Source organism: Bradyrhizobium sp. HKCCYLS3077 (assembly GCF_051167555.1).
In the GTDB taxonomy this organism is placed as follows: Bacteria; Pseudomonadota; Alphaproteobacteria; order Rhizobiales; family Xanthobacteraceae; genus Bradyrhizobium.
In genome coordinates this window covers 1207193-1232500 of sequence record NZ_JBNPTH010000001.1, presented here as the reverse complement: position 1 = coordinate 1232500, position 25308 = coordinate 1207193, and the positions used below count along the sequence as shown (strand labels likewise).

Below are 25308 nucleotides of genomic sequence, written 5' to 3'. Positions count from 1 at the left end.
CTTCAACCTGCTCATGGCTAGATCACTAGGTTTCGGGTCTAATACAACGAACTTGACGCCCTATTCAGACTCGCTTTCGCTACGCCTACGCCTATCGGCTTAAGCTTGCTCGTTAAATTAAGTCGCTGGCCCATAATACAAAAGGTACGACGTCACCCAGAACGCATCTTGGGCTCCGTCTGTTTGTAGGTGTCCGGTTTCAGGTCTATTTCACTCCCCTCGTCGGGGTGCTTTTCACCTTTCCCTCACGGTACTGGTTCACTATCGGTCGCTGAGGAGTACTTAGGCTTGGAGGGTGGTCCCCCCATGTTCAGACAGGATTGCACGTGTCCCGCCTTACTCGAGCATGAATGTTCGCATTACCCATACGGGGCTATCACCCTCTGAGGCCCTGCTTTCCTGACAGGTTCTGGTTGGCTCACATTCATGACTGGCCTGGTCCGCGTTCGCTCGCCACTACTAGCGGAGTCTCGGTTGATGTCCTTTCCTCCAGGTACTTAGATGTTTCAGTTCCCTGGGTTCGCTTGAAACCTCCTATGTATTCAGAAGTCTCATACCTTCTCTTGATAACCGGAAATCCAAGACCTCACGGCCTCAGATCCTCCAGCATCCTGCTTTCGCAGTCTCCTGTTTGAACCCCAAAACCAAGGTCTTGGAGTTCCGGCTATCGAAGGTGGGTTTCCCCATTCGGAAATCCGCGGATCAAAGCTTCTTCGCAGCTCCCCACGGCTTATCGCAGCGTAGCACGTCCTTCATCGCCTCTCAGCGCCAAGGCATCCACCGAACACCCTTAAGGCACTTGATTGCTCTCATTATCAATGTCCACACACTCGGCAGAATGTTGTCAGCCCCTCACCTGCCCCGAAGGACAAGCGTCAGGAAGCCACAGGACACTGATTAGAAAGACCAGCTTGCTTCTTAAGATCGAACCGATCGCCGTGCGGTCAAGCGCAGCGAACAGAGTCATTTACAACAAGCAGCCCGCTTCACAGCGTTCAGCTTGCGCCGAAATGACCCGGAGATAGTGAAGGCGTCGGTGCAAAGTCGAAGTGCGGACCGCTTGCGCGGTGGCCCTTCATTGCACGACCCTACTCGGATCGATCTCCTCTTCACGATGTCAGATAACACGCAGTTGCCTGAAGTCCCGGTGAGGACCAGACAATGCGAAATGTTGTCTCGCGGACGAATTGAACACGTAAGCGATGCCCCAAAGGGCGAAGCGTGGTGGAGCCTGTCGGGATCGAACCGACGACCTCATGCTTGCAAAGCACGCGCTCTCCCAGCTGAGCTAAGGCCCCATACTCGGAAAGACGAAAGCTTGCGCTAGATCGTCGAGACGATTGACCGACTGCCCGTCTTCGCCAAGTGGCTTCGCCGGGCACGCTTCGCTCATTGAAGAGCGAGGCTGCGCCACGCGTAGCCGAAGGCGAAGCGTGGTGGGCCTGGGAAGACTTGAACTTCCGACCTCACGCTTATCAAGCGCGCGCTCTAACCAACTGAGCTACAAGCCCTAACGCTTGAGAGGCTCGGATCAAGTCAACCACCCGGCACTTCTCAGCGCCATGATGATGCACAGCGCCAAGCCCCAGGCAGCGTGTTCGTCCGCGAAGAAAGAGAAACGAAGACGGCGAAATCCCGCCAATGGAACTCAACCCGATCTGGCGATCGTGTTGGCCCCTGATGTTTCTAAAACAGCTCGATAGTGCGCGATCCGAAGATCGTGATCCGAAGATCAGACTGAAGAGCCATCCTTAGAAAGGAGGTGATCCAGCCGCAGGTTCCCCTACGGCTACCTTGTTACGACTTCACCCCAGTCGCTGACCCTACCGTGGTCGGCTGCCTCCATTGCTGGTTAGCGCACCGCCTTCAGGTAAAGCCAACTCCCATGGTGTGACGGGCGGTGTGTACAAGGCCCGGGAACGTATTCACCGTGGCGTGCTGATCCACGATTACTAGCGATTCCAACTTCATGGGCTCGAGTTGCAGAGCCCAATCCGAACTGAGACGGCTTTTTGAGATTTGCGAAGGGTCACCCCTTAGCTTCCCACTGTCACCGCCATTGTAGCACGTGTGTAGCCCAGCCCGTAAGGGCCATGAGGACTTGACGTCATCCCCACCTTCCTCGCGGCTTATCACCGGCAGTCTCCTTAGAGTGCTCAACTAAATGGTAGCAACTAAGGACGGGGGTTGCGCTCGTTGCGGGACTTAACCCAACATCTCACGACACGAGCTGACGACAGCCATGCAGCACCTGTGTTTCGGGCTCCGAAGAGAAGGTCACGTCTCTGCGACCGGTCCCAAACATGTCAAGGGCTGGTAAGGTTCTGCGCGTTGCGTCGAATTAAACCACATGCTCCACCGCTTGTGCGGGCCCCCGTCAATTCCTTTGAGTTTTAATCTTGCGACCGTACTCCCCAGGCGGAATGCTTAAAGCGTTAGCTGCGCCACTAGTGAGTAAACCCACTAACGGCTGGCATTCATCGTTTACGGCGTGGACTACCAGGGTATCTAATCCTGTTTGCTCCCCACGCTTTCGTGCCTCAGCGTCAGTATCGGGCCAGTGAGCCGCCTTCGCCACTGGTGTTCTTGCGAATATCTACGAATTTCACCTCTACACTCGCAGTTCCACTCACCTCTCCCGAACTCAAGATCTTCAGTATCAAAGGCAGTTCTGGAGTTGAGCTCCAGGATTTCACCCCTGACTTAAAGACCCGCCTACGCACCCTTTACGCCCAGTGATTCCGAGCAACGCTAGCCCCCTTCGTATTACCGCGGCTGCTGGCACGAAGTTAGCCGGGGCTTATTCTTGCGGTACCGTCATTATCTTCCCGCACAAAAGAGCTTTACAACCCTAGGGCCTTCATCACTCACGCGGCATGGCTGGATCAGGCTTGCGCCCATTGTCCAATATTCCCCACTGCTGCCTCCCGTAGGAGTTTGGGCCGTGTCTCAGTCCCAATGTGGCTGATCATCCTCTCAGACCAGCTACTGATCGTCGCCTTGGTGGGCCATTACCCCACCAACTAGCTAATCAGACGCGGGCCGATCTTTCGGCGATAAATCTTTCCCCGTAAGGGCTTATCCGGTATTAGCACAAGTTTCCCTGTGTTGTTCCGAACCAAAAGGTACGTTCCCACGCGTTACTCACCCGTCTGCCGCTGACATATTGCTATGCCCGCTCGACTTGCATGTGTTAAGCCTGCCGCCAGCGTTCGCTCTGAGCCAGGATCAAACTCTCAAGTTGAACTTGAAGCTTTGAACCGGCTGATCACAACGTTTGACGAGGTCCCACCAATCAGTCCCGCGCTTCACAGCGCAAAGACCATGGTGTTACCTTTGAAACATTGTCCGCCGAAGTCTTCTCGTCCGATCTCAGAACCAAAAGCCGAAGCTCTCAATCCCGAGACCCGCAAGGACTCCGCCGTCCACGTTTCTCTTTCTTCATCTTCACTTGTCAAACAGCCCGGGACCTCAGTCCCACCCTCTCTTGGAGGGGTTCCGCAACCTTATTCGACGGCGATGGGCAACCGGGTTCTACCGGTTGTGCACCACTCAACGAAGTGAGGAGCAGTATTGGCGCGAATGCTCGCCTCGGTGTGTCCCGAAGCGGCGCCGCGCTCAGTGATCGGGTGTATAGGGGGAGCCGATCGGGGTGTCAACGACGAATTTCATGAAATCGTCGCATCGGGTGATTTTTTCCGTAGCCACCCGGATGCCCGATTTCTTGCGGACATCGTGCCCCACTTGGGCCACAATCCTGCGACGATTTGTTAAGCATCGACCTGAGCTGATTTGGCTCCAGCGGGGAGCGCCATCGGCTCACGGATGATCCAGATCAAGGAATTGGCGAGCCCTTCGCCCGATTCAGACGACCGAGACGACATCGAGAGATCCTGAAGAACAACAGCGGTTGGCGGTTTGCAGGGTTCGACACCCAAGAGCCTCGAACCGTCAGAGACGCGCCATCATTCCGAGCCGTTTGTCTTAGACGCTAACGCTACGCCAACCGGCAGCTGAGTGATCTCGGTGCTGACTTTGAACTTGGGGGACTGAGGTTGAACCATCGGACGTCACGCGGGGGGTATGGACGCGAGGTCGGCATGATCGATCTCGGTCATGAGCCGCCGCTATCGGTCGATGGCTCCGAAGCCGCGGTGATCGATCGCCGTCGCGTCTCTGTCCAATGGTTTTCCGGTACGATTCTGACGGGTCTGTGCGGCGCGGCTCTCATCGGCGGCGCCGTTTTTGCGTCGCTCGACGGCGAGATGACCTTCGCGCGCATGCCCGAACGGGTGGAGAGCGCGTTGCGCGGCGCGTTCGGCGCCAATGATCGCGTCGCCACCCTGCGCAAGAGCGATCGCCTGCCGCCGCCGAGCGAAGCGGCCGCCGCCCGCAACGTCGTGCGTATCTCCACCGTGACCCGCGCGGGGACGCGCGAGGTGATCCGGGTCCGTCCCTATGTACGGATCTCCGGCAACCTCTCGATGACCACGAGCGATCTGTCGGCGAAGATTCCTCCGTTCAACGCGCAGCGCCTGCTCAGCGACACCGATAACGACAAGACCGGCTCCGGCGAGGATCCCAACAATCCCGAGGCGGTCGAGCCCGACGCCGAGGTGTCATTCGTCACCAAGGACCTCGCGACCGTGCTGCCGAAGGCCAAGATCGCGGCCTCGGTGGCGCTCGACGAGATCGTCATGCGCGTGCGCGATGCGGCCAACTGGCGCGGCAACACCGGCGGCGTCCGCTATGCCTCGCTCGCCAACGCCGCGGCCGATGTCTCCGGCGCTGTCCAAGGTGGCGACATCAAGCTGTCCTATGCCAGCGACGGCAGCGCGCCGGACCCCTATGCCGGGTTCGAGACGCGGGTGGTTCCGGAAAACGTGACCCTGCTGCCCAAGACCAAGGACCAGATCACCGGCGGCAATCCGCTCGGCGAGCGCGTCCATCTGGTCAAAAAGGGCGATACGGTCGCGACGATTCTGCGCGACCAGGGCGCCACGCCCGACGAGGCCAAGGCGATCGCCGCTCAGCTCGGCGCCCGCGGCCGTGACGGCGGCCTGAAGGAAGGCGAGAAGCTGCGCATCCTGATGGCGCCGACCAGCCCTGCCCCCGGCGCCCGCCTACAGCCGGTCCGCGTCGTCGTCGCCAACGACACCATGATCGAAGCCGTCGCGGCGCTGTCCGACCTCGGCCGCTACGTCGCCGTCGACGTGCAGAGCATGAATACGGTCACCGAGACCGCCGACAATACCAATGACGACGAGGATGACGGCACCGGCGTCCGCCTCTACCAGAGCATCTACGAGACGGCGATGCGCAACAAGGTGCCGGCGCCCGTCATCGAGGACATGATCCGGATCTATTCCTACGACGTCGACTTCCAGCGCAAGGTGCAGCCGGGCGACTCGTTCGACGTGTTCTATGCGGGCGACGACGACGACAAGCCGGGCAATAACGACAAGACCGAGGTGCTGTTCGCCTCGCTCACGGTCGGCGGCGAGACCAAGAAATACTACCGGTTCCAGACGCCCGACGACAGCGTCGTCGACTATTACGACGAGACCGGCAAGAGCGCGAAGAAGTTCCTGGTCCGCAAGCCCGTCAACAACGCGATCATGCGCTCCGGCTTCGGCGGCCGCCGCCACCCGATCCTCGGCTATGTGAAGATGCACACCGGCGTCGACTGGGCCACCGCCTACGGCACGCCCATCTTTGCCTCCGGCAACGGCGTGCTCGAGAAGGTCGGCACCGAAGGCGGCTACGGCAAGTATATCCGCATCAAGCACAACAACGGCTACGAGACGGCCTACGGCCATCTGTCGGCGTTCGCCAAGGGCATGGAGCCCGGCAAGCGCGTGCGCCAGGGCCAGGTGATCGGCTTCGTCGGCTCGACCGGCATGTCGACCGGCCCGCACGTGCACTACGAAATCCTGGTCAACGGCCGCTTCGTCGACCCGATGCGCGTGAAGCTGCCGCGCGGCCGCTCGCTCGAAGGCCAGATCATGGCCTCCTTCGAAAAGGAGCGCGACCGCGTCGACCAGATGATGACCACCCGCGGCGCCGGCGCCTCGCGCATCTCCGATGCCGGACCGATCCAGGTCAACCGGTAGCCTCGCTCCCCGGTCGGCCCCGAACGCAAACGGCCCGCGCTGAGCGCGGGCCGTTGCCGTTTCAATGCTGGCCGTCTGAGTGCGGCCGATCGCCGGGCTCAGTTCAGCTTGCGCTTCGGGATCGGAGCCTCGAACGTCGCGATCTCCGCGGTGCGATGCGCGCGGCCGTTGAAGGTCAGCACATTGCCTTCCGAGGAGATGGCGACCTTGTCACCATCCTTGATGTCGCCGGCGAGAATCATCTCGGCGAGCGGATCCTGCACGCTGCGCTGGATCACCCGCTTCAGCGGACGCGCGCCATAGGCCGGATCCCAGCCCTTGGCGGCGAGCCAGTCGCGGGCATCATCGTCCAGCGACAGCGTGATCTTGCGATCCTCCAAGAGCTTCTGGAGACGAGCGAACTGGATCTCGACGATCCGGCCCATCTCGCTCTTCTGCAGGCGGTGGAACAGGATGATCTCGTCGACGCGGTTGAGGAACTCGGGCCGGAAATGGCTCCGCACCGTGCCCATCACCAGCTCGCGCACCTCCGACGTATCCTCGCCCTCCGGCTGATTGACCAGGAACTCGGAGCCGAGGTTCGAGGTCATGATGATCAGCGTGTTGCGGAAGTCGACGGTGCGGCCCTGGCCATCGGTCAGGCGGCCGTCGTCGAGCACCTGCAAGAGCACGTTGAACACATCCGGATGCGCCTTCTCGATCTCGTCGAACAGCACGACCTGATACGGCCGGCGCCGCACGGCCTCGGTCAGCGCACCGCCCTCGTCATAGCCGACATAGCCGGGAGGCGCGCCGATCAGCCGCGACACCGAGTGCTTCTCCATGTACTCGGACATGTCGAGGCGGACCATCGCGGTCTCGTCGTCGAACAGATAGCCGGCGAGCGCTTTCGTCAGCTCGGTCTTGCCGACGCCGGTCGGGCCTAAGAACATGAACGAGCCCATCGGCCGGTGCGGATCCTGCAGGCCGGCGCGCGAGCGACGGACGGCGGTCGCGACCGCATGCACGGCCTCGAACTGGCCGACGACGCGCTTGGCGAGGCTCTCCTCCATCCGCAAGAGCTTGTCCTTCTCGCCCTCGAGCATCTTGTCGACCGGCACGCCGGTCCAGCGCGAGACCACCTGCGCGATGTGATTGGCGGTGACCGCCTCCTCCATCATCTCGCCGCTCGTCTCCTTGGCCTCGATGTCGGCCAGCCGCTTCTCGAGGTCGGGGATGCGGCCATAGGCCAGCTCGCCCGCCTTCTGGTACTCGCCGCGGCGCTGCGCGTTGGCGAGCTCGATGCGCAAGGCATCCAGCTCGCTCTTGAGCTTCTGCGCGTTCGACAGCTTGTCCTTCTCGGCGCTCCACTTCGCGGTCAGCGACGCCGACTTCTCCTCGAGATCGGCGAGCTCCTTCTCCAGCGTTTGCAGCCTTGTCTTGGAGCCGAGATCGTTCTCCTTCTTCAACGCCTCCTGCTCGATCTTGAGCCGGATGATCTCGCGGTCGAGCGAATCCAGCTCCTCGGGCTTCGAGTCGACCTGCATCTTCAGCCGCGCCGCCGCCTCGTCCATCAAATCGATGGCCTTGTCGGGGAGGAAGCGGTCGGTGATGTAGCGGTTCGACAAGGTGGCCGAGGCCACCAGCGCGCTATCGGTGATGCGCACGCCGTGATGCTGCTCGTATTTGTCCTTCAGGCCGCGCAGGATCGAGATCGTGTCCTCGACGGTGGGCTCGGTGACATAGACCGGCTGGAACCGGCGGGCGAGCGCGGCGTCCTTCTCGACATGCTTCTGGTACTCGTCGAGCGTGGTCGCGCCGATGCAATGCAGTTCGCCGCGCGCCAGCGCAGGCTTCAAGAGGTTCGACGCATCCATCGCGCCGTCGGCCTTGCCGGCGCCGATCAGGGTGTGCATCTCGTCGATGAACAGCACGAATGTGCCTTCGGCCGCCGTCACCTCCTGCAGCACGGCCTTCAGCCGCTCCTCGAACTCGCCGCGATATTTGGCGCCGGCGATCAGCGCGCCCAGATCGAGCGACAGCAGCCGCTTGTCCTTGAGGCTCTCCGGCACGTCGCCATTGACGATGCGCAGGGCGAGGCCCTCGACGATCGCGGTCTTGCCGACGCCGGGCTCGCCGATCAGCACGGGATTGTTCTTGGTGCGCCGTGACAGCACTTGAATGGTGCGGCGGATTTCCTCGTCGCGCCCGATGACCGGATCGAGCTTGCCGTCGCGCGCCGCCTGGGTCAGGTCGCGGGCATATTTCTTCAGCGCATCATAGGCGTTCTCGGCGGTCGCCGAGTCGGCCGTGCGCCCCTTGCGCAAGCTCTCGATCGCGGCGTTGAGGTTCTGTGCGGTCACGCCGCCCTTGGCGAGAATGCTTCCGGTCTCGCTGTTCTTGTCGAGCGCAAGCCCGAGCAGCAGCCGCTCGACCGTGACGAAGCTGTCGCCGGCTTTCTCGGCCGCCTTCTCCGCGGCATCGAAAGCGCGCGCCAGTTCGGGCGAGAGATAGATCTGCCCGGCGCCGCTGCCTGACACTTTCGGCATCTTGTTCAGCGCGTCTTCGGTCGCTTTCAGGATCGCGCGCGAATTGCCGCCGGCGCGATCGATCAGACCGCCTGCGAGGCCTTCGCCATCGTCGAGCAGGACCTTCAGAAGATGCAGCGGCGAGAACTGCTGATGTCCGTCGCGCACCGCCAGCGACTGCGCCGATTGAATGAAGCCCCGCGCGCGCTCGGTATATTTGTCGATATTCATGATGTTTCCCTCAGCCTGCTGTGACGCCCCGAAGGCACGGTTCCAGCATCTTCATTGGGTTTCGATTGGCACACGTTGACGTCCGTCAACGCCGCAACCCGTGACGTCGCCGGCCTGTGGCCCGGCTTGACACGAAATGTGGGAAGGCCTGCCGAAAACGGAAGAGGTCGTTTCACAAATTCGTGTGCCCTGGCCGGCAGGTCAGGAATCTCCTATGAGGCGGCATGATCCAGATCCCTTCCGCGCGCATCACCGGCCTGTACCGCTACCCGGTCAAGGGCCTTACCCCGGAACCGCTCCAGACGGCGCCCTTGCGGGTCGGCGAGACCCTGCCGGCCGACCGGCGCTACGCGTTGGAGAACGGCCCGACCGGCTTCGATCCGGGGGCGCCGGTGTGGAAGCCGAAGACGGCCTATCTGATGCTGATGCGGAACGAGCGCCTGGCGGGGTTCAAGACCCATTTCGAGGACGCGACCAACATCCTCACCATCCGCAAGGAGGGCGCGATCGTCGCGCAATCCGATCTCGAAAGCACCGAAGGCCGCGCCGCCATCGAGGCATTCTTCGCGCGCGAGTTCGCCGATGAGCTGCGCGGCCCGGCCAGGCTGCTGTCCGGCGGCGGCTACGCCTTTACGGATCTGGCGCGCAAGGTGGTCTCGATCATCAACCTCGCCTCGGTCACCGAGATCGAAAAGCTGGTCAGCGCGACCGTGCATCCGCTGCGCTTCCGCGCCAACATCTACGTCACCGGCTGGCCAGCGTGGTCCGAGGCCACGCTGCTGGGCGAAATGATCCGGATCGGTTCGGCGCGGCTGAAGGTGGTCAAGACCACCACCCGCTGCGCCGCCGTCAATGTCGACCCCGACACCGCCGCGCGCGACCTCGACATCCCGCCCGCGCTGATGCAGGCCCGCGGCAACAACGAATGCGGCATCTACGCCGAGGTCATCGAAGCCGGCGACATCGCGGTCGGCGATGAGCTCGCGGTCGAGCAGCCGCGGCTGGTGTGAGTTCAGATTTTTCCGCGCGTCATTGCGAGGAGCCGCAGGCGACGAAGCAATCCAGACCGTGAGCGTGGCCCTGGATTGCTTCGCTACGCTCGCAATGACGACATTGTTGGAGCCAATCTCTCGCCCCGAGTCGCGGTGTACTCCCTCGCCCCGTTCTTACGGGGAGAGGGTTGGGGTGAGGGGCAGCCGCACGGGCGGTGCCGCCCTCACCCGGCTTGCCGAACCTCTCAGTTCGGCATCACATACGCATACACGCGGCCACGCGAGACCGCCGTCTCACGGACGCGGTTGCCGTTGTTGCCGGAGATGACGATCGGATTGCCCTGGGCGTCGACGCCCGAGACGACGCCGACGTGACCGCCGCCGCGGCGGCTCATCACGGCGATGGCGCCGACCTGCGGGCCGGAGACGCGCTGGCCATAGCTCGCGAACGAGCGCGCCATGTCCGAGCCGGTGCCGCGATGGCCGGTGCGCTCCAGCACCATGTTCATGAAGCGCGCGCACCACAGGCTGCGCCGTCCCGTCGGATTGCCGCCGCCGATGTAGCTGCGCGCCGCCGAGACGACGCTGCTGCCGCCGCCGAAACCGCCGGACATGCCCTCGGACGCCGTTCCCGGCATCATCAGGCTGGCCTGCGCGTCGGCGACGCCGGTGACCTGCATCCTCGCCACGCCGCGCTCCCAGCGCGACATCCGGGCCGTACGACGGTGATGATGATGTTTCGTGTAGTGATGCCCGCCATAGCTGCGGTGGGCGTGATGCCCCGAGCCGTGATGCGGACGGGCTTGAGCCGGTGTTGCAGTGGCGGCAATCACAGCCGCTCCCATGGTGAGCGCAACGACGTGAAGCGACCGGCGAAGGGTAGACACAACCATACTCGTTCCTTCTGTTACTTCCCCCGAGGACCTGACTTTGGCCCCCTGACCTGCACCCCCGTGTCCTCAGCCCGGCTCCGTTCGAGCCGCCAGCGGGGTCCGTAAAAAGTCGGGATGTGACGAAACCATGACCATGGATGGCGAAAAAGCGGCGACGAGAGGGTGATTCCGCGCTTATTGTGCGACCAAAATCGGACGAGGAGGCGCTGCGTTGTCGCGCACAGCGCGATCAGTCATGATCGGGCACGCGACACGGGAGGAGCTGACGATGCCCTACGCCACGGCGAAAGACGGCGTTCGCCTGTATTTCGAAGAGGTCGGCGCCGGCACGCCGCTGCTCTTCCTGCATGAGTTCGCAGCCGACCACACCAATTGGGAGCCACAGCTGCGCTTCTTCGCGCGCCGCCACCGCTGCATCGCCTACTCCGCCCGCGGCTATACGCCGTCGGACGTGCCGGCCTCGCCCGACGCCTACAGCTACGTGCATTTCCATACTGACGCGCTGGCCGTGCTCGATCACCTCGGCCTCGACAGCGCGCACTTCGTCGGGCTGTCGATGGGCTCCTATTCGTCGCTGCAGGTGGCGCTGAACGCGCCGGATCGCATCCGCTCGATGGTGCTGGCCGGCGTCGGCTCCGGTTCGGACCTCGCGCAGCTCGACGCCTTCCGCGCGCAGTGCCGTGCCACCGCCGAGCAGTTCGAGACGCTTGGCTCAGCCGAGACCGCCAAGGTCACGCGCGAGGCCCCAGGCCGCATCCCCTTCCTGGTCAAGGACCCGCGCGGCCACGCCGACTTCTACGCCGCCCTGGCCCGCCATGACGCCAAAGGCTCGGCCAACACCATGCGCGGCTTCCAAGGCGCGAGGCCCTCGATCTACACGATGGCGGACGCGATCCGCCGCGTGACCACGCCAGCCCTGATCATCTGCGGCGACGAGGACGACGCCTGCATCGAACCGAGCCTATTCCTGAAGCGGCACCTGCCGGCGTCGGGTCTGGCGGTCTTTCCGAAGTCGGGGCATGTATTGAACCTGGAGGAGCCGGCGCTGTTCAACGAGGCCGTGGAGCGTTTCATCGCGCTGGTGGAGGCCGGGCGATGGGAGCCGCGCGATCCGCGGTCATCGGGAGCATGAATGCCGAAAATCAATTTAGCGCTCGCAGCGGCCGCTCTCATCGCAACATCGACGGTGTCGGCCAAGGCAGCCGAGCCGTCCACGATCATCGGCGCTTGTTGGGAATACAACCTCTACAAGACAGACACGAAGAACGGAGTGGAGCGCACCAGATTGGAGGCGTCCCACAAGATCTGCTTCCGGCCTGACGGTGTGGCCGACGGCCTCACCTATCACGCACACGACGCATGGGATTGGAGCGAAGAATACATGCTCAGCGGCAATGAGCTCCGCTTAGGCGGCGAGAGATTCGGCGATATCACTGCCATCGATGGGCAGAGTTTCACGATTGAGGCCGGAAGCGACCGCCGGGTTTACACGTATCTATGCCGGACAAAGTCTGAAAATGCCGCATGCGAGCCGTTCTAGTCTCGCCTGCTGTAGGTCCCCCGAGAAGCTGCGGCGTGCTGGATGCCCACCGGCGCACGCATGACAGCGGAGGCCGCGGCCGCCCTCCCTCCGTCATCGCGAGCGCAGCGAAGCGATCCAGGGGCCACACCGAAGGACCTCACGCGTAGCCCCTGGATTGCTTCGTCGCTTGCGCTCCTCGCAATGACGACCGGGTCTGATGACATCGCCCTACTCCCCGATGATCTTGATCAGCGCCCGCTTGCGCCGGCCGCCGTCGAACTCGCCGTAGAAGATCTGCTCCCACGGCCCGAAGTCGAGCTTGCCTTGCGTGATCGCCACCACGACCTCGCGACCCATCACCTGCCGCTTCAGGTGCGCGTCGGCATTGTCCTCGCCGGTGCGGTTGTGGCGATAACCGGAGACCGGCTCGTGCGGCGCGAGCTTCTCGAGCCACTGCTCGTAGTCGTGATGCAGCCCGCTCTCATCGTCATTGATGAAGACCGACGCGGTGATGTGCATGGCGTTGACCAGCACCAGCCCCTCGCGCACGCCGCTCTCCTTCAAGGCCGCCTCGACATCTCCGGTGATGTTGATGAAGGCGCGCCGGCCGGGCGTCTGGAACCAGAGTTCCTTGCGGAAGGATTTCATCGCGATCGATCCTGTCAGTTAGCCATGTCCCCCTGCGACACGGATGCGGGCGTGACGCCGGGCTGCAAAGTGTAATCCAGCTCACATCTCACACCGCGCGCGGGCGTCTATGTGTAGCCTCAATATGGTGGCGTGCACACCGCAAGAACGGGCGATGCAACCGCCCGCCGCAATGCAATCAAAAATTGAACCTAGCGTGATGCAGCAAGACATAACTGCATTGCCAATCTCATTTCGACGACAATCAACATGGCGGCTCGCCATTGGGCGACCACGGTGCGAACCCGCTTGGTCCGAGAGCCGCTCATTCTTATCGCGCGAGGACGCTCGAACTTGATGGACTGAGGCCGATCGACGCGAGTCACCATTCAGAGGAGAGAGACAATGGGCCTGTTGCGTATCAATCTCTTTGGCGGTGTCGAAATCCGGCAGCTCTCCGGCGAGGAGATCGTCATCCCGAGCCGCAAGGCCGCGACGCTGCTGGGCTATCTCGCCCTCACCTCTCCGCACGGCATTTCACGCGGCAAGCTTGCGGCGCTCCTCTGGGAGGGACGCTTCGGGGACAATGCGCGCGCCAATCTGCGGCAGACGCTGCTGACCTTGCGGCGGATGCTGCCGCAATGCAGCGCCGTCATCGCCACGGAACGCGACGACCTCCGCGTCCCAGCCAACGCTGTCAGCACCGACGTGCAGGAGTTCGAACACCTCCTCCGATCGGATGATCTGGAGTCGATGGCCCGCGCGGCCGCGCTGTTCCGCGGTGAGCTGCTCGACGGCATCAGTCCGACCTCATGCGCCTTCGAAGCCTGGCTGTCGGCCGAACGCCAGCGATTGCGCATCTTGGCGACACGGGCCATCGCCGGCCTGCTGGATGTCGGCGGCCGCGAGCACGTCGAGATCGCCACGAGCTTTTCGCTGCGCGTCCTCGCCGCAGATCCGCTGCAGGAGGACGTGCACCGCACCTTGATGCGCTGCTACGCGCAGCAGGGCCGCCGGGCCGATGCGCTGCGTCAGTATGACTTTTGCCGCAGCATCCTGCGCCGGCAGGTCGGCGCGGTGCCCGAGAGCGAAACCGAAAGCCTGCAGCGCGAGATCAGGCGCATGATGCGCGTGTGAGAGTCTGTGAGACCTTGCGCATCGCTCGACTGATTTTGACGCCACATTCACGCTCCGCTTGACACCTGCATCACGCCTGAACGCGCACCCTCGGTCTCGATCGACGTCGCGCATCATCGGTTCCTGAAGCGGAATCAGCGCGCCGCTCGGGCTCAAGCAACAAGCGAGGAGACACACCATGAGTGGCATGCAGCAGCAGACTGAGGATTTCAGCCAGCTCAATCCCGAAGGCATTTTCGGCTCCGTTCTCGGCAAGATCGCCGGCCAGGTGATCGGACGCGTGATCGGCGGCAAGACCGGCGGCAACATCGGCAGCGTTGCGGGCGGCATCGCCGGCGGGTTCCTTCCGTTCTCGGTCGCACCCGGCACGGAACAGCCGTCCGAGATGGAACTGCAGGGCTTCTGGAGCGTGCTGAAGAAGATCGGCCAGGGCGTCCAGACCGGGCTCAACGTCGGCCACAATCTCGGCATCTTCAGCGCCGATCCGCAGGCCGCAGCGGTGGCGCAGCCGACCGACATGGAGCTGCAGAGCTTCTGGAGCGTGCTGAAGAAGATCGCCCAGGGCGCGCAGACCGGTCTCGATGTCGGCCACAAGCTCGGCATCTTCAGCGCCGATCCGCAGGCGGCCGCTGCGGCGCAGCCGACCGACATGGAGCTGCAGGGCTTCTGGAGCGTGCTCAAGAAGATCGGCCAGGGCGTCCAGACCGGCCTCAATGTCGGCCACACCCTCGGCATCTTCAGCGCCGGTCCGCAGGCGGCTCCCATCGCGCAGCCGACCGACATGGAGCTGCAGAGCTTCTGGAGCGTGCTGAAGAAGATCGGACAGGGCGTCCAGACCGGTCTCAATGTCGGCCACAACCTCGGCATCTTCAGCGCCGGCCCGCAGGCGACCGCTCCGTCGCAGCCGACGGACATGGAGCTGCAGGGCTTCTGGAGCGTGCTCAAGAAGATCGCCCAGGGCGCGCAGACCGGCCTCGACGTCGGCCACAAGCTCGGCATCTTCAGCGCTGGTCCACAGGCGGCTCCTGCCGCACAGCCGACCGACATGGAGCTGCAGAGCTTCTGGAGCGTGCTGAAGAAGATCGGACAGGGCGTGCAGACCGGCCTCGATGTCGGCCACAGCCTCGGCATCTTCAGCGCTGGTCCACAGGCGGCTCCTGTCGCACAGCCGACCGACATGGAGCTGCAGGGCTTCTGGAACGTGCTGAAGAAGATGGGACAGGGCGGCTATGGCGGATACCGCCCCCCCACCTTCGGACAGCCGCTCGGCACCTTCAGCAACGGCCAGGCCGGCACGATGCACTAGCGCGACAGATCTGAAGCAGAAGCCCACGGCATCGGCGCGTGGGAGACGAAGCGCGAAGCGGCGGGCGCACGCAACGTCCGCCCGCCGCTGACCTGACACGGAGGAAACGACACATGGCGGATCCCAACGCACCGCAGGAATTCATCGTCCAAGGCGAGCCCGTGAAGTCCGGTCAGCTCGCCGCTCATCTGAGCAGCGAGCCGAGCGTCAAGCGCGTCGGGCAGGTCGCGCCTGATGTCGTGATCCTCTCCATGACCAAGACCCAGGCCGATCATCTCCGATCGACCTTCCGCACGATCGTGGTGGAGCCGAATGCTCCGCTGAAACCCTTTGACGCCGGCTGACCGCCGCTGCGTCGCCGACGATGTGACGAGGATGAGGGAGCCCCCAAATGGCCGCACGAAACAAACCTGATAGTTCCGATCAGAAGGATCTGGCGGCCATGGCCGTCAACGGAACGGGAGCACAGCCAGCAACGGGCGACCAGCCGGCCGCCGACACGGCTGCTCCGGCGCAAGCCGCGGCAGCGGTGACACCCCAGGCGTCCCCTGCCCCCCAAGCCACGGCTCGAGCGGACAGCGGCAACGCTGCGCCACCGAAGGGCCAGGCGGTCGCGACGGTGGCGCAGCGGCGGGCGCAGTACATCCTGGCGCCGCGGCAGCAGATGGGGCTCGGCACATTCAGCGCCGACTTCATCGTCCAGCAATTGACGGGCAGTCCCGAGATCGACGTCGTGAAGACGATCCAGCCGCCGCGGCTGTTCGGGTTTCAGAGCGCCGACCCCGGACAGGCGCCGCTCGGTCCGATGGTGCTCGCCCGCATGGCGCCCGACAAGGCCGAGTTGCTGAAGAGCCAGGCCGGTGCGCGGCTTGCCGTCGAGCGCGACGTGCCGCTCACCTACATGCTCGATCCGACGCTGCCGCAGATGCCGGCGCCGCATGCGCTGCCGAACCCCGGCGTTCTCGTTCCGCTTGCCGACGGGTTCTCGACGACGATCGAAGTGATTGGCGAAAGCGGTCCCCTGCCCGAGACGGAAGTGTATGTATTCGGCAGCGTGTGGCCGGTCCAGGGCGTCACCGACGGCAGCGGCCGCGTCACGCTCCGGATCCAGGGCGAAACGCCCGACACCATCCGCTCCATCCTGATCAAGCCGCGCGTGGATTACTGGACGTTCTGGCTCGAGCGTCCGCAACTGGTGCCCGACAGCGTGAACCGCATCGCCGCTAAGACGCTGGGCGCCTATCTGAACGGCTTCCCCGGCCAGCAGATCCTGGGCTGGGGCCAGCGCGCCATGGGGCTCGATCGTCTGCCCCTCACCTATAATGGTGCGGGCATCAAGATCGCGATCATCGACTCCGGCACGGCGCCGACGCACCGCAATCTGCACGGTGTCTCCATCGGGAAGAGCATCGTCGGTACCGATCCCGCCGCCTGGACCGTCGACACCATCGGTCATGGCTCGCATTGTGCCGGCATCATCGCCGGTGGTCCGGTCGGATCCGGCGGCGGCATTCGCGGCTTCGCTCCGGCGGCCGAAATCCACGTCTGCCGGATCTTCCCAGGCGGCCGCTTCAGCGATCTCGTCGAGGCGCTGGACTACTGCATGGAGCATGGCATCGACGTCGCCAATATGAGTCTCGGTGGTGGCGAGCCGTCGCAGATCATCGAGGACCGCATCCTGCGCGCCAAGCAGTTGGGCCTGGCCTGCATCGTCGCCGCAGGCAACTCATCGGGCCCGGTGCAGTTTCCCGGCTCGACGCCGCACTGCCTGTCCGTCGCCGCGATGGGCAAGTGGGGCGAATTCCCCGAGGACAGCTTCCACGCCCAGCAGGCCCTCGACGGCTTCCGCAGCAGCGACGGCTATTTCCCGGCGAAGTTCTCCTGCTTCGGCCCGGAGATCGATGTCTGCGCGCCGGGCGTCGGCATCGTGTCCTCGCTCCCGTCGGACGGCTTCGGCGCCTGGGACGGCACCTCGATGGCGACGCCGCACGTCACCGGCCTCGCTGCGCTGGTGCTCGCGCATCATCCCGACTTCAAGGGGCCGTTCGCGACCCGCGACGCACGGCGTGTGGAGCGGCTGTTCCAGATCCTGAAGGAGACGGCGACGCCGTTGCAGTTCGGCGATCCCAACCGTTCGGGCGCGGGCCTGCCGAACGCGATACGCGCGCTCGGACTCGAGAGCAGCGTCACCACGGCACCCTCTGCCGATCCGTCGCTCGACGTGCTGCGCCGCCTGCTCGGACTGACACAGGGCGCGGCGCCGTCGGCGATCCCGCCGCAGGCGCCGAACGGGAAGCTGAACGGATCAAGCCCCGTTGCAAGGGGGCCGGCGACCACGGCCGGCGCGCAGAGCCCGCCGATCGGTGACCCCACCCCGTCCCAGATCCGCGACATGATGCACAAGGTCGGATTGCTGTAGGCCTCGTGACACGCGCCAAGACCTGTGGACTCACCTGATTGCACGACGGGCAGTTTGCGCATGGATCTCATGCATCAACTGCCCGTCGTGTTAGTTTGTCGCAACGTCGAGCCCTTGCGTCGTCGGGCAAATCGGGCGCAGATTTTCGCCCGTCCCGCCTCACTGCAAGAGGGGCGTATCGCGGTCGTCACGAACGCTGAGGTGGGATGCGGTGGGCGTGTCGGGTTGCGCGTGAGTTCGCTCGCGTGGACGAACAATTCCGATGCGCACGGTCAAGTCGCGCGGTCCTGACATCCCGACGCTGATGTCAACTCACGGCGAAGCTTTCGCTTCTCGTGGGGATGGTGGCCAGAAAGCCCGGCGCACCAGGGAGAACGCGAAGCAGCCGTCAAACCATCGCGCAGGGAAGGCCGGGTGTTCCCGGCTCGTACCTGTGGTACCTGCCGCCTGCATTTTTTCTCGCAGGCGGGCCATGGGTGCGGCCAGCATCCGGCCTTCCCTGCGCCTCTGCGTTTTCCAGAGGCGGCGACTGATGCAGAGCCCGGGCGCGGATGCGCGGCGGGAGGTTTATGCCTTGTCTCAACCACATCGGCTCTTTGAAAAGTGAAAAACGCCAACCCCAAGCTCGTCATGGCCGGGCTTGTCCCGGCCATCCACGTCGCTCCGCATCCGCGATCTACATTACGATCGTATCGTAGAGATCGTTCCAGTCGGGGTTGCTTGCAACGATCAGCCCAACCTTCCACGCGCGCGACCAATGCTTGATGTTGTGCTCGCGCTGGATGGCGCTTTGGATATCGTCGAAGATCTCGAAGTAGACCAGCCGCCTCAAGCCATATCGCTTGGTGAAGCCGTCGATCAGGCCACACCGATGCTGATAGACGCGTTGCACAAGATTGCTGGTCACGCCGACATAGATCGTGCCATTGGGACGATTGGTCATGAAATACACGTAGCCACCCGCCATCGCGGGATACTACGACGAGCCATTGTCACGAGCAATATGGCAACTGATTTGCTCGTCATGCCCGGGCGCAGTCCCGGCCATGACGGTGGAGAGAGGTCGACCATCACCCACTCCGTCCCATGTCGCAATTGGGTTACTCGTCATGCCCGGGCTCCGTCCCGGGCATCCACGTGGTTCTCAGGGTGCCGCACGACGTGGATGGCTGGGACAAGCCCGCCATGACGGTTGAGAGAGCGGGACACAAACGTCTACAGCATGCTGGGCAGCGGATGGCGCCCTACCGCCGCTCCCCTCGGCTCAGCAGAAACACGCCCTGCTCGCCGAACATGTTCCAGAACCACCAGGGCATCGCGACGCGCAGCGGACGGCCGTCGCTGTCGAGCGCGACCGCGCGCTCCATCTTCACGCCGATCTCGTCGCAGAGCTGGACGAAGTCCTTGATGGTGCAGAAATGGATGTTGGGCGTGTCGTACCAGGTGAAGGGCAGATTGTCGGTGCGCGGCATGTGGCCGCCGACCAGCAGTTGCAGGCGCAGCCGCCAGAAGCCGAAATTCGGGAAGGTGACGATGGCGCGGCGGCCGATGCGCAGCAGATTTTCGAGCACGGCCTTCGGCCGGCGCGTCGCCTGCAGGGTCTGCGACAAGATTACGTAGTCGAAGGCGTCGTCGGGATAGTCGACGAGATCGGTGTCGGCATCGCCCTGCACCACCGCGAGCCCCTTGGCGACGCAATGGTTGACGCCCTCGCGCGACAGCTCGATGCCGCGGCCGTCGATGCCGCGGCTCTCCAGGAGCTGCAGCAGGTCGCCATCGCCGCAGCCGATGTCGAGCACCTTGGAGCCGCGCTCGACCATGCCGGCGATCAACAGATGATCGGGGCGATAGGCCAGCACCTCGCCGCCGGAAAAGCCGTCCAGCGGCAGCACACCTTGCAGGCTCATGGCTCAGCCTCCGTTCGCGGGCTTCAACCCGCGCGCCTTGCCGGCGGAATCGAGAAACGCGCTGGCGATCTCGAAGAACTCGGGCACGTCGAGCAGGAACGCATCGTGCCCCTTGTCGGTCTCGATCTCGGCGAACGACACCCGCGCGCTGGACGCGTTGAGCGCATGCACCAGCGCCCGCGACTCCGAGGTCGGAAACAGCCAGTCGCTGGTGAACGACACCACGCAGAACCGCGTCTGGATGCCGCGGAACGCCGCCGCGAGGACACCGTCATGATCCGCGGCGATGTCGAAATAGTCCATCGCCCGCGTCAGATAGAGATAGGAGTTGGCATCGAAGCGCTCGACGAAGGACGAACCCTGGTAGCGCAGATAGCTCTCGACCTGGAAATCGGCGTCGAACGAGAACGTCGGCAGCTCGCGGTCCTGCATGCGGCGGCCGAACTTGCGATGCAGCGCGGCGTCCGACAGATAGGTGATGTGCGCGGCCATCCGCGCCACCGCGAGACCGCGATGCGGATGCGTGGCCTTGTCGGCGTAGCGGCCGTGGTCCCATTCCGGATCGGCCATCACGGCCTGGCGGCCGAGCTCGTGGAAGGCGATGTTCTGCGCCGAATGCCGCGTCGCGCAGGCGATCGCGAGATTCGCGAACACGCGGTGAGGATAGGCCACCGTCCATTGCAGCGCCTGCATGCCACCCATCGAGCCGCCGACCACGGCGAACAGGGTGTCGATGCCGAGATGATCGATCAGCATCGCCTGCGCGCGCACCATGTCGGGAATGGTGATGATCGGGAAGTCGAGACCCCACACCTTGCCGGTCGTCGGGTTCAGCGAGGCCGGGCCGGTCGAGCCCATGCAGCCGCCGATCACGTTCGAGCAGATGATGAAGTAGCGCGCGGGATCGAGTGGCCGTCCGGGGCCGACCAAGGTCTCCCACCAGCCGGGCTTGCCGGTCATCGGATGGCGGTTGGCGACATGCTGGTCGCCGGTCAGCGCGTGGCAGATCAGCACGGCATTGGACTTGTCGGCGTTGAGCTCGCCATAGGTCTGGTAGGCGATCTGGAACGGCGAGAGGTCGACGCCGCAATCGAGCTTGAGCGGCTTGTCGGCGCCGAACTGCGCGACCAGCGAGCTCGGATGGTCGACCTCGTGCGAACGCTCTTCCGGCGCAACGCTGCGCAGCGCGGAGGTGGATTTCGGCGTCAGGCCTGTCATGTCTCTCACCCCGGCCTTCCGGCAAGGGCTCCCGAACCACGTGACATATCAGGCCATGAAAAACCCGGCCTGAACTGGGGTTCGGCCGGGATCGATAACGTCCCCGGCCTGTTTAGCGAGTTTTTTAACGTGGCTGCAAGCCGGCCGGCTCAAATGACCACGGAACGAGCAGAAACTAGTCCCGCGGGCGCTCCTCGTCAAGGCAAGCTGGGGTTGACCGCCAATCGGACTTTCCACGGCTGCAGACCAGCCAAGCCTAGGCAGCACAAGGTAAACTTGCTGTTGCACAGGCCCGGCGCATCGGACAGAACGGCACTCGTTCCCCCCGCGCAGAGTGATCCGGACATGTCGAACCCGCCGCCCGCACCGCCCTCGCTCGCCGATCTGCGCAAGGAGATCGACGCGATCGACGAGCAGGTGCACCACTTGCTGATGCAGCGGGCCGACATCATCGACCGGCTGATCAAGGTCAAGAAGACCCAGGAGGTCGGCTCGGCGTTCCGCCCGGCCCGCGAGGCCGACATGATGCGCCGCCTGGTGCAGCGCCATCGCGGCATCCTGCCGCTGGACACCGTCGAGGGCATCTGGCGGGTGATTGTCTCGACTTTCACCTATGTCCAGGCGCCGTTCTCGGTGCATGCCGACGTCTCCGTCGGCGAGTCCGCGATGCGCGACTCCGCGAGGTTCCATTTCGGCTTCGTCGTGCCCTACGTCGCCCATTTCAGCGCCCAGGCGGCGGTTGAAGCAGTGGCGCGCTCGAAGGGTGATCTGGCGCTGGTATCGACGACCTCGGGCCATACGCCGTGGTGGATCACGCTCGAGCCTGTCGGCGCGCCGAAGATCATCGCGCGGCTACCCTTCATCGAGCGTGCCGACCATCCGGCCGCGCTGCCGGTGTTCGCGGTGTCGCGCGTCGCCGACGACGCACTGGTGCTGGAGGTCGAGACCTGGAGCATCCGCGTCTCCGGCTGGAATGCGCAGGTGTCGCGGGCGCTGTCGCCGCTTGCGGACGTCGTCGCGGTGCCCGATACCGCCTTCGACAGCGCCGCTCTGCTGGTGTCGATCGAGGCGCCGTCGAACCTCGACAGCATCAAGGCCGCGCTGATCGCGGCGGGCGCCTCTGTGCGCTCGGCGGCGCTCGTCGGCGGCCATGCGAAACGCTATACGGTTCCGAGCTGAGGCCAACCTTGCGCCCGAGATGATTGTCCGGAGTTGATGATGAACCGCCCCGTGCCGAACCCCGGCATTCTCGACATCGCACCCTACACGCCCGGCAAGAGCCCCAAGCCCGAGCCCGGCCGCAAGGTGTTCAAGCTGTCGGCCAACGAGACCCCGTTCGGCCCCTCGCCGAAGGCCATCGAGGCCTTCAAGAGCGCGGCCACGCATCTGGAGGACTATCCGGAAGGCACCTCGCGGGTGCTGCGCGAAGCGATCGGCCGCACCTACGGCCTCGATCCCGACCGCATCGTCTGCGGCGCCGGCTCCGACGAGATCCTCAATCTCCTGGCGCACACGTTCCTGCGCGAGGGTGATGAGGCGATCTCCACGGCGCACGGCTTTCTCGTCTATCCGATCGCCACCATGGCCTGCGGCGCCAAGAACGTCGTGGCCGCGGAGACCGAGTACCGCACCGACGTCGATGCGATCCTCGCCGCGGTGACGCCACGCACCAAGCTCGTCTGGCTCGCCAACCCGAACAATCCGACCGGCACCTATATCCCGTTCGACGAGGTCAGGCGGCTGCGCGCCGGCCTGCCCGCGCATGTCCTGCTGGTGCTCGACGCCGCCTATGCCGACTACGTCTCGCGCAACGATTATGAGTTCGGCCTCGAGCTGGTGGCGACCACCGAGAACACGGTGGTGACCCACACCTTCTCCAAGATCCACGGCCTCGCGGCACTGCGCGTCGGCTGGATGTTCGGACCCGCCCACATCGTCGATGCCATCAACCGCATTCGCGGGCCGTTCAACGTCTCGGCGCCGGCGATGCTCGCGGCCGTCGCGGCGATCGAGGACACCGCGCATCAGCAGATGTCGAAGACGCACACGGAGACGTGGCGCAACCGGCTCACCGAGGAGATCGGCAAGCTCGGGCTCAAGGTGACGCCGAGCGTCACCAACTTCATCCTGATTCACTTCCCGGCCGAACAGGGCAAGACCGCGGTCGAGGCGGACGAATTCCTGACCCGGCGCGGCCTCGTGTTGCGCGCGGTCGCCAACTACAAGCTGCCGAACGCCTTGCGCATGACGATCGGCACCGAGGAAGCCAACCGTCTCGTGATCGATGCGCTTCGTGACTTCATGGGGGCGAAGTGAGCGTCGCAGGGCATTTCGAACGTGTGGCGCTGATCGGCTTCGGCCTGATCGGCGGCTCGATCGCGCGCGCGGCCAAGCTGCAAGGCGTCGCCGGCGAGATCATCACCACGGCGCGCTCGGAGAAGACGCGGGCGCGCGTCGCCGAGCTCGGCCTCGTCGATCATGTGGTCGCGAGCAATGCGGAAGCGGTCAGGGATGCCGATCTCGTCATCCTCTGCATTCCCGTCGGGGCCTGCGGTCCGGTCGCCGCCGAGATCGCTCCGCATCTCAAGCCCGGCGCCATCGTCTCCGACGTCGGCTCGGTCAAGGGCGCGATCGTCCGCGACATGGCCCCGCATCTGCCCGCGCACGTTCATTTCGTGCCGGCCCATCCGGTCGCCGGCACAGAGAATTCGGGACCGGACTCCGGCTTCGCCGAGCTGTTCATCAACCGCTGGTGCATCCTGACGCCGCCCGACGGCGTCGATGCCGGCGCGGTCGATCATCTGCGCGCGTTCTGGGCGGCGCTCGGCGCCAAGGTCGAGATCATGACGCCGGATCATCATGACCGCGTGCTCGCGATCACCAGCCATCTGCCGCATCTGATCGCCTACACCATCGTCGGCACCGCCGACGAGCTGGCCCAGGTGACGGAGTCCGAGGTGATCAAGTTCTCCGCCGGCGGCTTCCGCGACTTCACCCGCATCGCCGCGTCAGACCCGACGATGTGGCGCGACATTTTCCTGAGCAACAAGGACGCCGTGCTCGATATGCTCGGCACCTTTACCGAGGATCTGTCGAAGCTGACGCGGGCGATCCGGCGCGGCGATGGCGAGGCGCTGTTCGACCACTTCACCCGCACGCGGGCGATCCGCCGCGGCATCGTCGACATCGGCCAGGATTCGGCGGCGCCGGATTTCGGCCGGCCGCTGCCGCAGCTCAAGAAGCCCTGAGATCAGAACAGCGGAGGAACGCGGGCGACCTTGAACGGACCGAGCACGACGACGCCATCGGAGAAGCGCAGCGGGAAGGTCCGCGCCTTGCGTCCCTCGAGCGTGGCTTCCTTGCCGAGCGCATTGATGCCGAACGCGACGCCGACATTGGCGTTCTGCTTGACGACCTTGCCGAGGCCGGGAATGGCGCGATCGAGCGCGCCCAACAGATTGTTGACGTCCTGCGACTTCACGCCGGGCGCGACGCGGTCGAGCGTCCCCTGCGGCACGCCATTGTCGAGCATCTTGTCGAGGCCGAGCGCCGGGATGACCTTTTCGATCCCGGCCACTGTCATCTGCACCTCGCCATCGATATTGCCGTTCGCCGTCAAGGTCAGCGTACCCGAGGCGACCGCGAGTAGTTCGCCCTGCTGGATGCGCGACTGGACGATCTCGACATGACCGCCCGCCGCCTGGATCTCGCGAAACCGCTCCGGCCAGGGCTTGGGCCGGAAATCCTTCAGCCCGGTGACGCGGGCCTGGATGTCCGTGTTGAAGGATTCGGCGAGCAGCGGATGGCCACCCTGGATGCTGCCGTTGGCAATCTGCAGCGCGGTTTCCAGCACCGGGTGATCCGACGGCGTGCCCTCAGCCAGCCGGCCATGCAGTTCGGCGTGGTCGGCACGCGCTGTGGGTACGGCGGCGTTGCCCTCGATGCGATCGATGGTCGGCTGTTCGAACACGAGGTCGGCACGCTGCGGCGGTCCGGGGAGGCCGCGGACGCTGGCCTGGCCGACCTGCCAATTGACGACGAACGAATCCGGGCCGCGGCCATCGGCGATCTTTGCCGGTCCCTTGAACTCGGCGATGACCCGCTTCGGGTCCCACACCTGCGCGACGACCAGGATCTCGTCGAGCTTGGCGTTCATCAACGGCGTGCCCGCCGCCTGCGAGAACAGCGCGACGCTCGGATCCGAACAGCGCACCTCGAGGCGGAACGGAAAGCCGGCGACGGAGCGCTTGGCGCAATCATAGACGCGGCCGGACTTCGCCTCACGCGCGCGCCAGGCGTCGGCCTGGACATCGACCTGCGAAGCAGCGAAGAACCAGAAGGCGCTCCAGCCGACGGCGGCGATCAGGAGCAAGACGGGGGCAATGAAGAGCCCCCAGAGCGGGCGCCTGCGGCGCGCTTGTGGCAATCGAGACATG

18 protein-coding genes, 2 tRNA genes, 2 rRNA genes and 1 riboswitch (1 of these 23 running past the window's edge) are annotated in these 25308 nt (G+C 64.4%); of the genes, 11 read left to right on the top strand and 11 right to left on the bottom strand.

The window, feature by feature from the left end; genetic code table 11:
• The 4 genes from ACQR0Z_RS05460 to ACQR0Z_RS05445 form a co-directional block, all read right to left on the bottom strand.
• Positions 1 to 805, bottom strand: a 23S ribosomal RNA gene (locus tag ACQR0Z_RS05460); it reaches 2053 nt to the left of the window's first position.
• 417 nt (positions 806 to 1222) lie between these two features.
• Positions 1223 to 1298 (bottom strand) — tRNA-Ala (locus ACQR0Z_RS05455).
• A 136-nt stretch (positions 1299 to 1434) separates the two neighbouring features.
• Positions 1435 to 1511: transfer RNA gene (locus tag ACQR0Z_RS05450), tRNA-Ile, on the bottom strand.
• Between the two features lie 244 nt (positions 1512 to 1755).
• Positions 1756 to 3244: ribosomal RNA gene (locus ACQR0Z_RS05445) — 16S ribosomal RNA — on the bottom strand.
• Together the 16S and 23S rRNA genes with 2 tRNA genes alongside form the textbook arrangement of a ribosomal RNA operon.
• Positions 3245 to 4055: 811 nt before the next feature.
• Here ACQR0Z_RS05445 and ACQR0Z_RS05440 point away from each other — a divergent pair.
• On the top strand, positions 4056 to 6113 hold the full coding sequence (locus ACQR0Z_RS05440) for a peptidoglycan DD-metalloendopeptidase family protein (RefSeq protein ID WP_434859882.1): 2058 nt from the start codon (positions 4056 to 4058) through the stop codon (positions 6111 to 6113).
• A 98-nt stretch (positions 6114 to 6211) separates the two neighbouring features.
• Here the strand turns inward: ACQR0Z_RS05440 and clpB are convergent, their stop codons facing one another.
• On the bottom strand, positions 6212 to 8851 hold the full coding sequence (clpB, locus tag ACQR0Z_RS05435) for an ATP-dependent chaperone ClpB (RefSeq protein WP_434917907.1): 2640 nt from the start codon (positions 8849 to 8851) through the stop codon (positions 6212 to 6214).
• Between the two features lie 224 nt (positions 8852 to 9075).
• On the opposite strand from clpB, the gene ACQR0Z_RS05430 reads away from it, so the two are divergent.
• Entirely contained in the window at positions 9076 to 9861 is a 786-nt protein-coding gene (locus tag ACQR0Z_RS05430) for an MOSC domain-containing protein (protein WP_434917906.1), read from the top strand.
• A 227-nt stretch (positions 9862 to 10088) separates the two neighbouring features.
• On the opposite strand, the gene ACQR0Z_RS05425 is transcribed toward ACQR0Z_RS05430, so the two are convergent.
• Complete coding sequence (locus ACQR0Z_RS05425) at positions 10089 to 10736, bottom strand: TIGR02594 family protein (protein WP_434917905.1); 648 nt, start codon at positions 10734 to 10736, stop codon at positions 10089 to 10091.
• A 268-nt stretch (positions 10737 to 11004) separates the two neighbouring features.
• On the opposite strand from ACQR0Z_RS05425, the gene ACQR0Z_RS05420 reads away from it, so the two are divergent.
• Positions 11005 to 11868: an alpha/beta fold hydrolase gene (locus ACQR0Z_RS05420; protein WP_434917904.1), complete on the top strand. Its 864-nt coding sequence runs from the start codon at positions 11005 to 11007 to the stop codon at positions 11866 to 11868.
• The gene (locus tag ACQR0Z_RS05415; protein WP_434917903.1) at positions 11869 to 12276 is read left to right on the top strand and encodes a hypothetical protein; all 408 of its coding nucleotides are present in this window, start codon (positions 11869 to 11871) and stop codon (positions 12274 to 12276) included.
• Between the two features lie 210 nt (positions 12277 to 12486).
• Here the strand turns inward: ACQR0Z_RS05415 and ACQR0Z_RS05410 are convergent, their stop codons facing one another.
• On the bottom strand, positions 12487 to 12906 hold the full coding sequence (locus ACQR0Z_RS05410) for a secondary thiamine-phosphate synthase enzyme YjbQ (protein ID WP_434917902.1): 420 nt from the start codon (positions 12904 to 12906) through the stop codon (positions 12487 to 12489).
• A 384-nt stretch (positions 12907 to 13290) separates the two neighbouring features.
• Between ACQR0Z_RS05410 and ACQR0Z_RS05405 the strand changes: the two genes are divergently transcribed.
• The 4 genes from ACQR0Z_RS05405 (at position 13291) to ACQR0Z_RS05390 (ending at position 17747) form a co-directional block, all read left to right on the top strand.
• On the top strand, positions 13291 to 14022 hold the full coding sequence (locus ACQR0Z_RS05405; protein WP_434917901.1) for an AfsR/SARP family transcriptional regulator: 732 nt from the start codon (positions 13291 to 13293) through the stop codon (positions 14020 to 14022).
• Between the two features lie 178 nt (positions 14023 to 14200).
• On the top strand, positions 14201 to 15328 hold the full coding sequence (locus ACQR0Z_RS05400) for a hypothetical protein (protein ID WP_434917900.1): 1128 nt from the start codon (positions 14201 to 14203) through the stop codon (positions 15326 to 15328).
• 113 nt (positions 15329 to 15441) lie between these two features.
• Positions 15442 to 15672, top strand: a complete 231-nt coding sequence (locus ACQR0Z_RS05395) for a hypothetical protein (protein WP_434879603.1) — start codon at positions 15442 to 15444, stop codon at positions 15670 to 15672.
• Between the two features lie 47 nt (positions 15673 to 15719).
• Positions 15720 to 17747, top strand: a complete 2028-nt coding sequence (locus tag ACQR0Z_RS05390; protein WP_434917899.1) for a S8 family peptidase — start codon at positions 15720 to 15722, stop codon at positions 17745 to 17747.
• Positions 17748 to 18423: 676 nt separating this feature from the next.
• On the opposite strand, the gene ACQR0Z_RS05385 is transcribed toward ACQR0Z_RS05390, so the two are convergent.
• The 3 genes from ACQR0Z_RS05385 to metX form a co-directional block, all read right to left on the bottom strand.
• On the bottom strand, positions 18424 to 18714 hold the full coding sequence (locus ACQR0Z_RS05385; protein ID WP_434859871.1) for a GIY-YIG nuclease family protein: 291 nt from the start codon (positions 18712 to 18714) through the stop codon (positions 18424 to 18426).
• Positions 18715 to 18991: 277 nt separating this feature from the next.
• Positions 18992 to 19654 carry a methionine biosynthesis protein MetW gene (metW, locus tag ACQR0Z_RS05380; RefSeq protein ID WP_434917898.1) on the bottom strand — a complete coding sequence of 221 codons (663 nt, stop codon included), beginning with the start codon at positions 19652 to 19654 and terminating at the stop codon, positions 18992 to 18994.
• Between the two features lie 3 nt (positions 19655 to 19657).
• Positions 19658 to 20872 (bottom strand): homoserine O-acetyltransferase MetX, encoded by a 1215-nt coding sequence (metX, locus tag ACQR0Z_RS05375; protein WP_434917897.1) that lies wholly within the window; start codon positions 20870 to 20872, stop codon positions 19658 to 19660.
• A 91-nt stretch (positions 20873 to 20963) separates the two neighbouring features.
• Positions 20964 to 21043: riboswitch (SAM riboswitch) on the bottom strand.
• Between the two features lie 174 nt (positions 21044 to 21217).
• On the opposite strand from metX, the gene ACQR0Z_RS05370 reads away from it, so the two are divergent.
• From ACQR0Z_RS05370 to ACQR0Z_RS05360, 3 genes are read left to right on the top strand one after another with little or no spacing between them, the layout of a single operon-like run.
• Positions 21218 to 22051, top strand: coding sequence for a chorismate mutase (locus ACQR0Z_RS05370; protein WP_434859868.1), 834 nt, complete (start codon positions 21218 to 21220; stop codon positions 22049 to 22051).
• A gap of 39 nt (positions 22052 to 22090) precedes the next feature.
• Positions 22091 to 23188 (top strand): histidinol-phosphate transaminase, encoded by a 1098-nt coding sequence (gene hisC / locus ACQR0Z_RS05365; protein ID WP_434918029.1) that lies wholly within the window; start codon positions 22091 to 22093, stop codon positions 23186 to 23188.
• Positions 23185 to 24120 (top strand): prephenate/arogenate dehydrogenase family protein, encoded by a 936-nt coding sequence (locus ACQR0Z_RS05360; protein ID WP_434917896.1) that lies wholly within the window; start codon positions 23185 to 23187, stop codon positions 24118 to 24120. The genes hisC and ACQR0Z_RS05360 overlap by 4 nt, the downstream gene beginning before the upstream one ends.
• Before the next feature lie 2 nt (positions 24121 to 24122).
• Here ACQR0Z_RS05360 and ACQR0Z_RS05355 read toward each other — a convergent pair whose 3' ends face one another.
• Complete coding sequence (locus ACQR0Z_RS05355; RefSeq protein WP_434917895.1) at positions 24123 to 25307, bottom strand: DUF2125 domain-containing protein; 1185 nt, start codon at positions 25305 to 25307, stop codon at positions 24123 to 24125.
• Between the last annotated feature and the right edge of the window lies 1 nt (position 25308).

Coding starts and splice junctions, on each gene's coding strand:
- clpB (WP_434917907.1), bottom strand. CDS start 8,851: ATGAATATCGACAAATATACCGAGCGCGCGCGGGGCTTCATTCAATCG.
- ACQR0Z_RS05430 (WP_434917906.1), top strand. CDS start 9,076: ATGATCCAGATCCCTTCCGCGCGCATCACCGGCCTGTACCGCTACCCG.
- ACQR0Z_RS05425 (WP_434917905.1), bottom strand. CDS start 10,736: ATGGTTGTGTCTACCCTTCGCCGGTCGCTTCACGTCGTTGCGCTCACC.
- ACQR0Z_RS05420 (WP_434917904.1), top strand. CDS start 11,005: ATGCCCTACGCCACGGCGAAAGACGGCGTTCGCCTGTATTTCGAAGAG.
- ACQR0Z_RS05415 (WP_434917903.1), top strand. CDS start 11,869: ATGCCGAAAATCAATTTAGCGCTCGCAGCGGCCGCTCTCATCGCAACA.
- ACQR0Z_RS05410 (WP_434917902.1), bottom strand. CDS start 12,906: ATGAAATCCTTCCGCAAGGAACTCTGGTTCCAGACGCCCGGCCGGCGC.
- ACQR0Z_RS05405 (WP_434917901.1), top strand. CDS start 13,291: ATGGGCCTGTTGCGTATCAATCTCTTTGGCGGTGTCGAAATCCGGCAG.
- ACQR0Z_RS05400 (WP_434917900.1), top strand. CDS start 14,201: ATGAGTGGCATGCAGCAGCAGACTGAGGATTTCAGCCAGCTCAATCCC.
- ACQR0Z_RS05395 (WP_434879603.1), top strand. CDS start 15,442: ATGGCGGATCCCAACGCACCGCAGGAATTCATCGTCCAAGGCGAGCCC.
- ACQR0Z_RS05390 (WP_434917899.1), top strand. CDS start 15,720: ATGGCCGCACGAAACAAACCTGATAGTTCCGATCAGAAGGATCTGGCG.
- ACQR0Z_RS05385 (WP_434859871.1), bottom strand. CDS start 18,714: ATGGCGGGTGGCTACGTGTATTTCATGACCAATCGTCCCAATGGCACG.
- metW (WP_434917898.1), bottom strand. CDS start 19,654: ATGAGCCTGCAAGGTGTGCTGCCGCTGGACGGCTTTTCCGGCGGCGAG.
- metX (WP_434917897.1), bottom strand. CDS start 20,872: ATGACAGGCCTGACGCCGAAATCCACCTCCGCGCTGCGCAGCGTTGCG.
- ACQR0Z_RS05370 (WP_434859868.1), top strand. CDS start 21,218: ATGTCGAACCCGCCGCCCGCACCGCCCTCGCTCGCCGATCTGCGCAAG.
- hisC (WP_434918029.1), top strand. CDS start 22,091: ATGAACCGCCCCGTGCCGAACCCCGGCATTCTCGACATCGCACCCTAC.
- ACQR0Z_RS05355 (WP_434917895.1), bottom strand. CDS start 25,307: ATGTCTCGATTGCCACAAGCGCGCCGCAGGCGCCCGCTCTGGGGGCTC.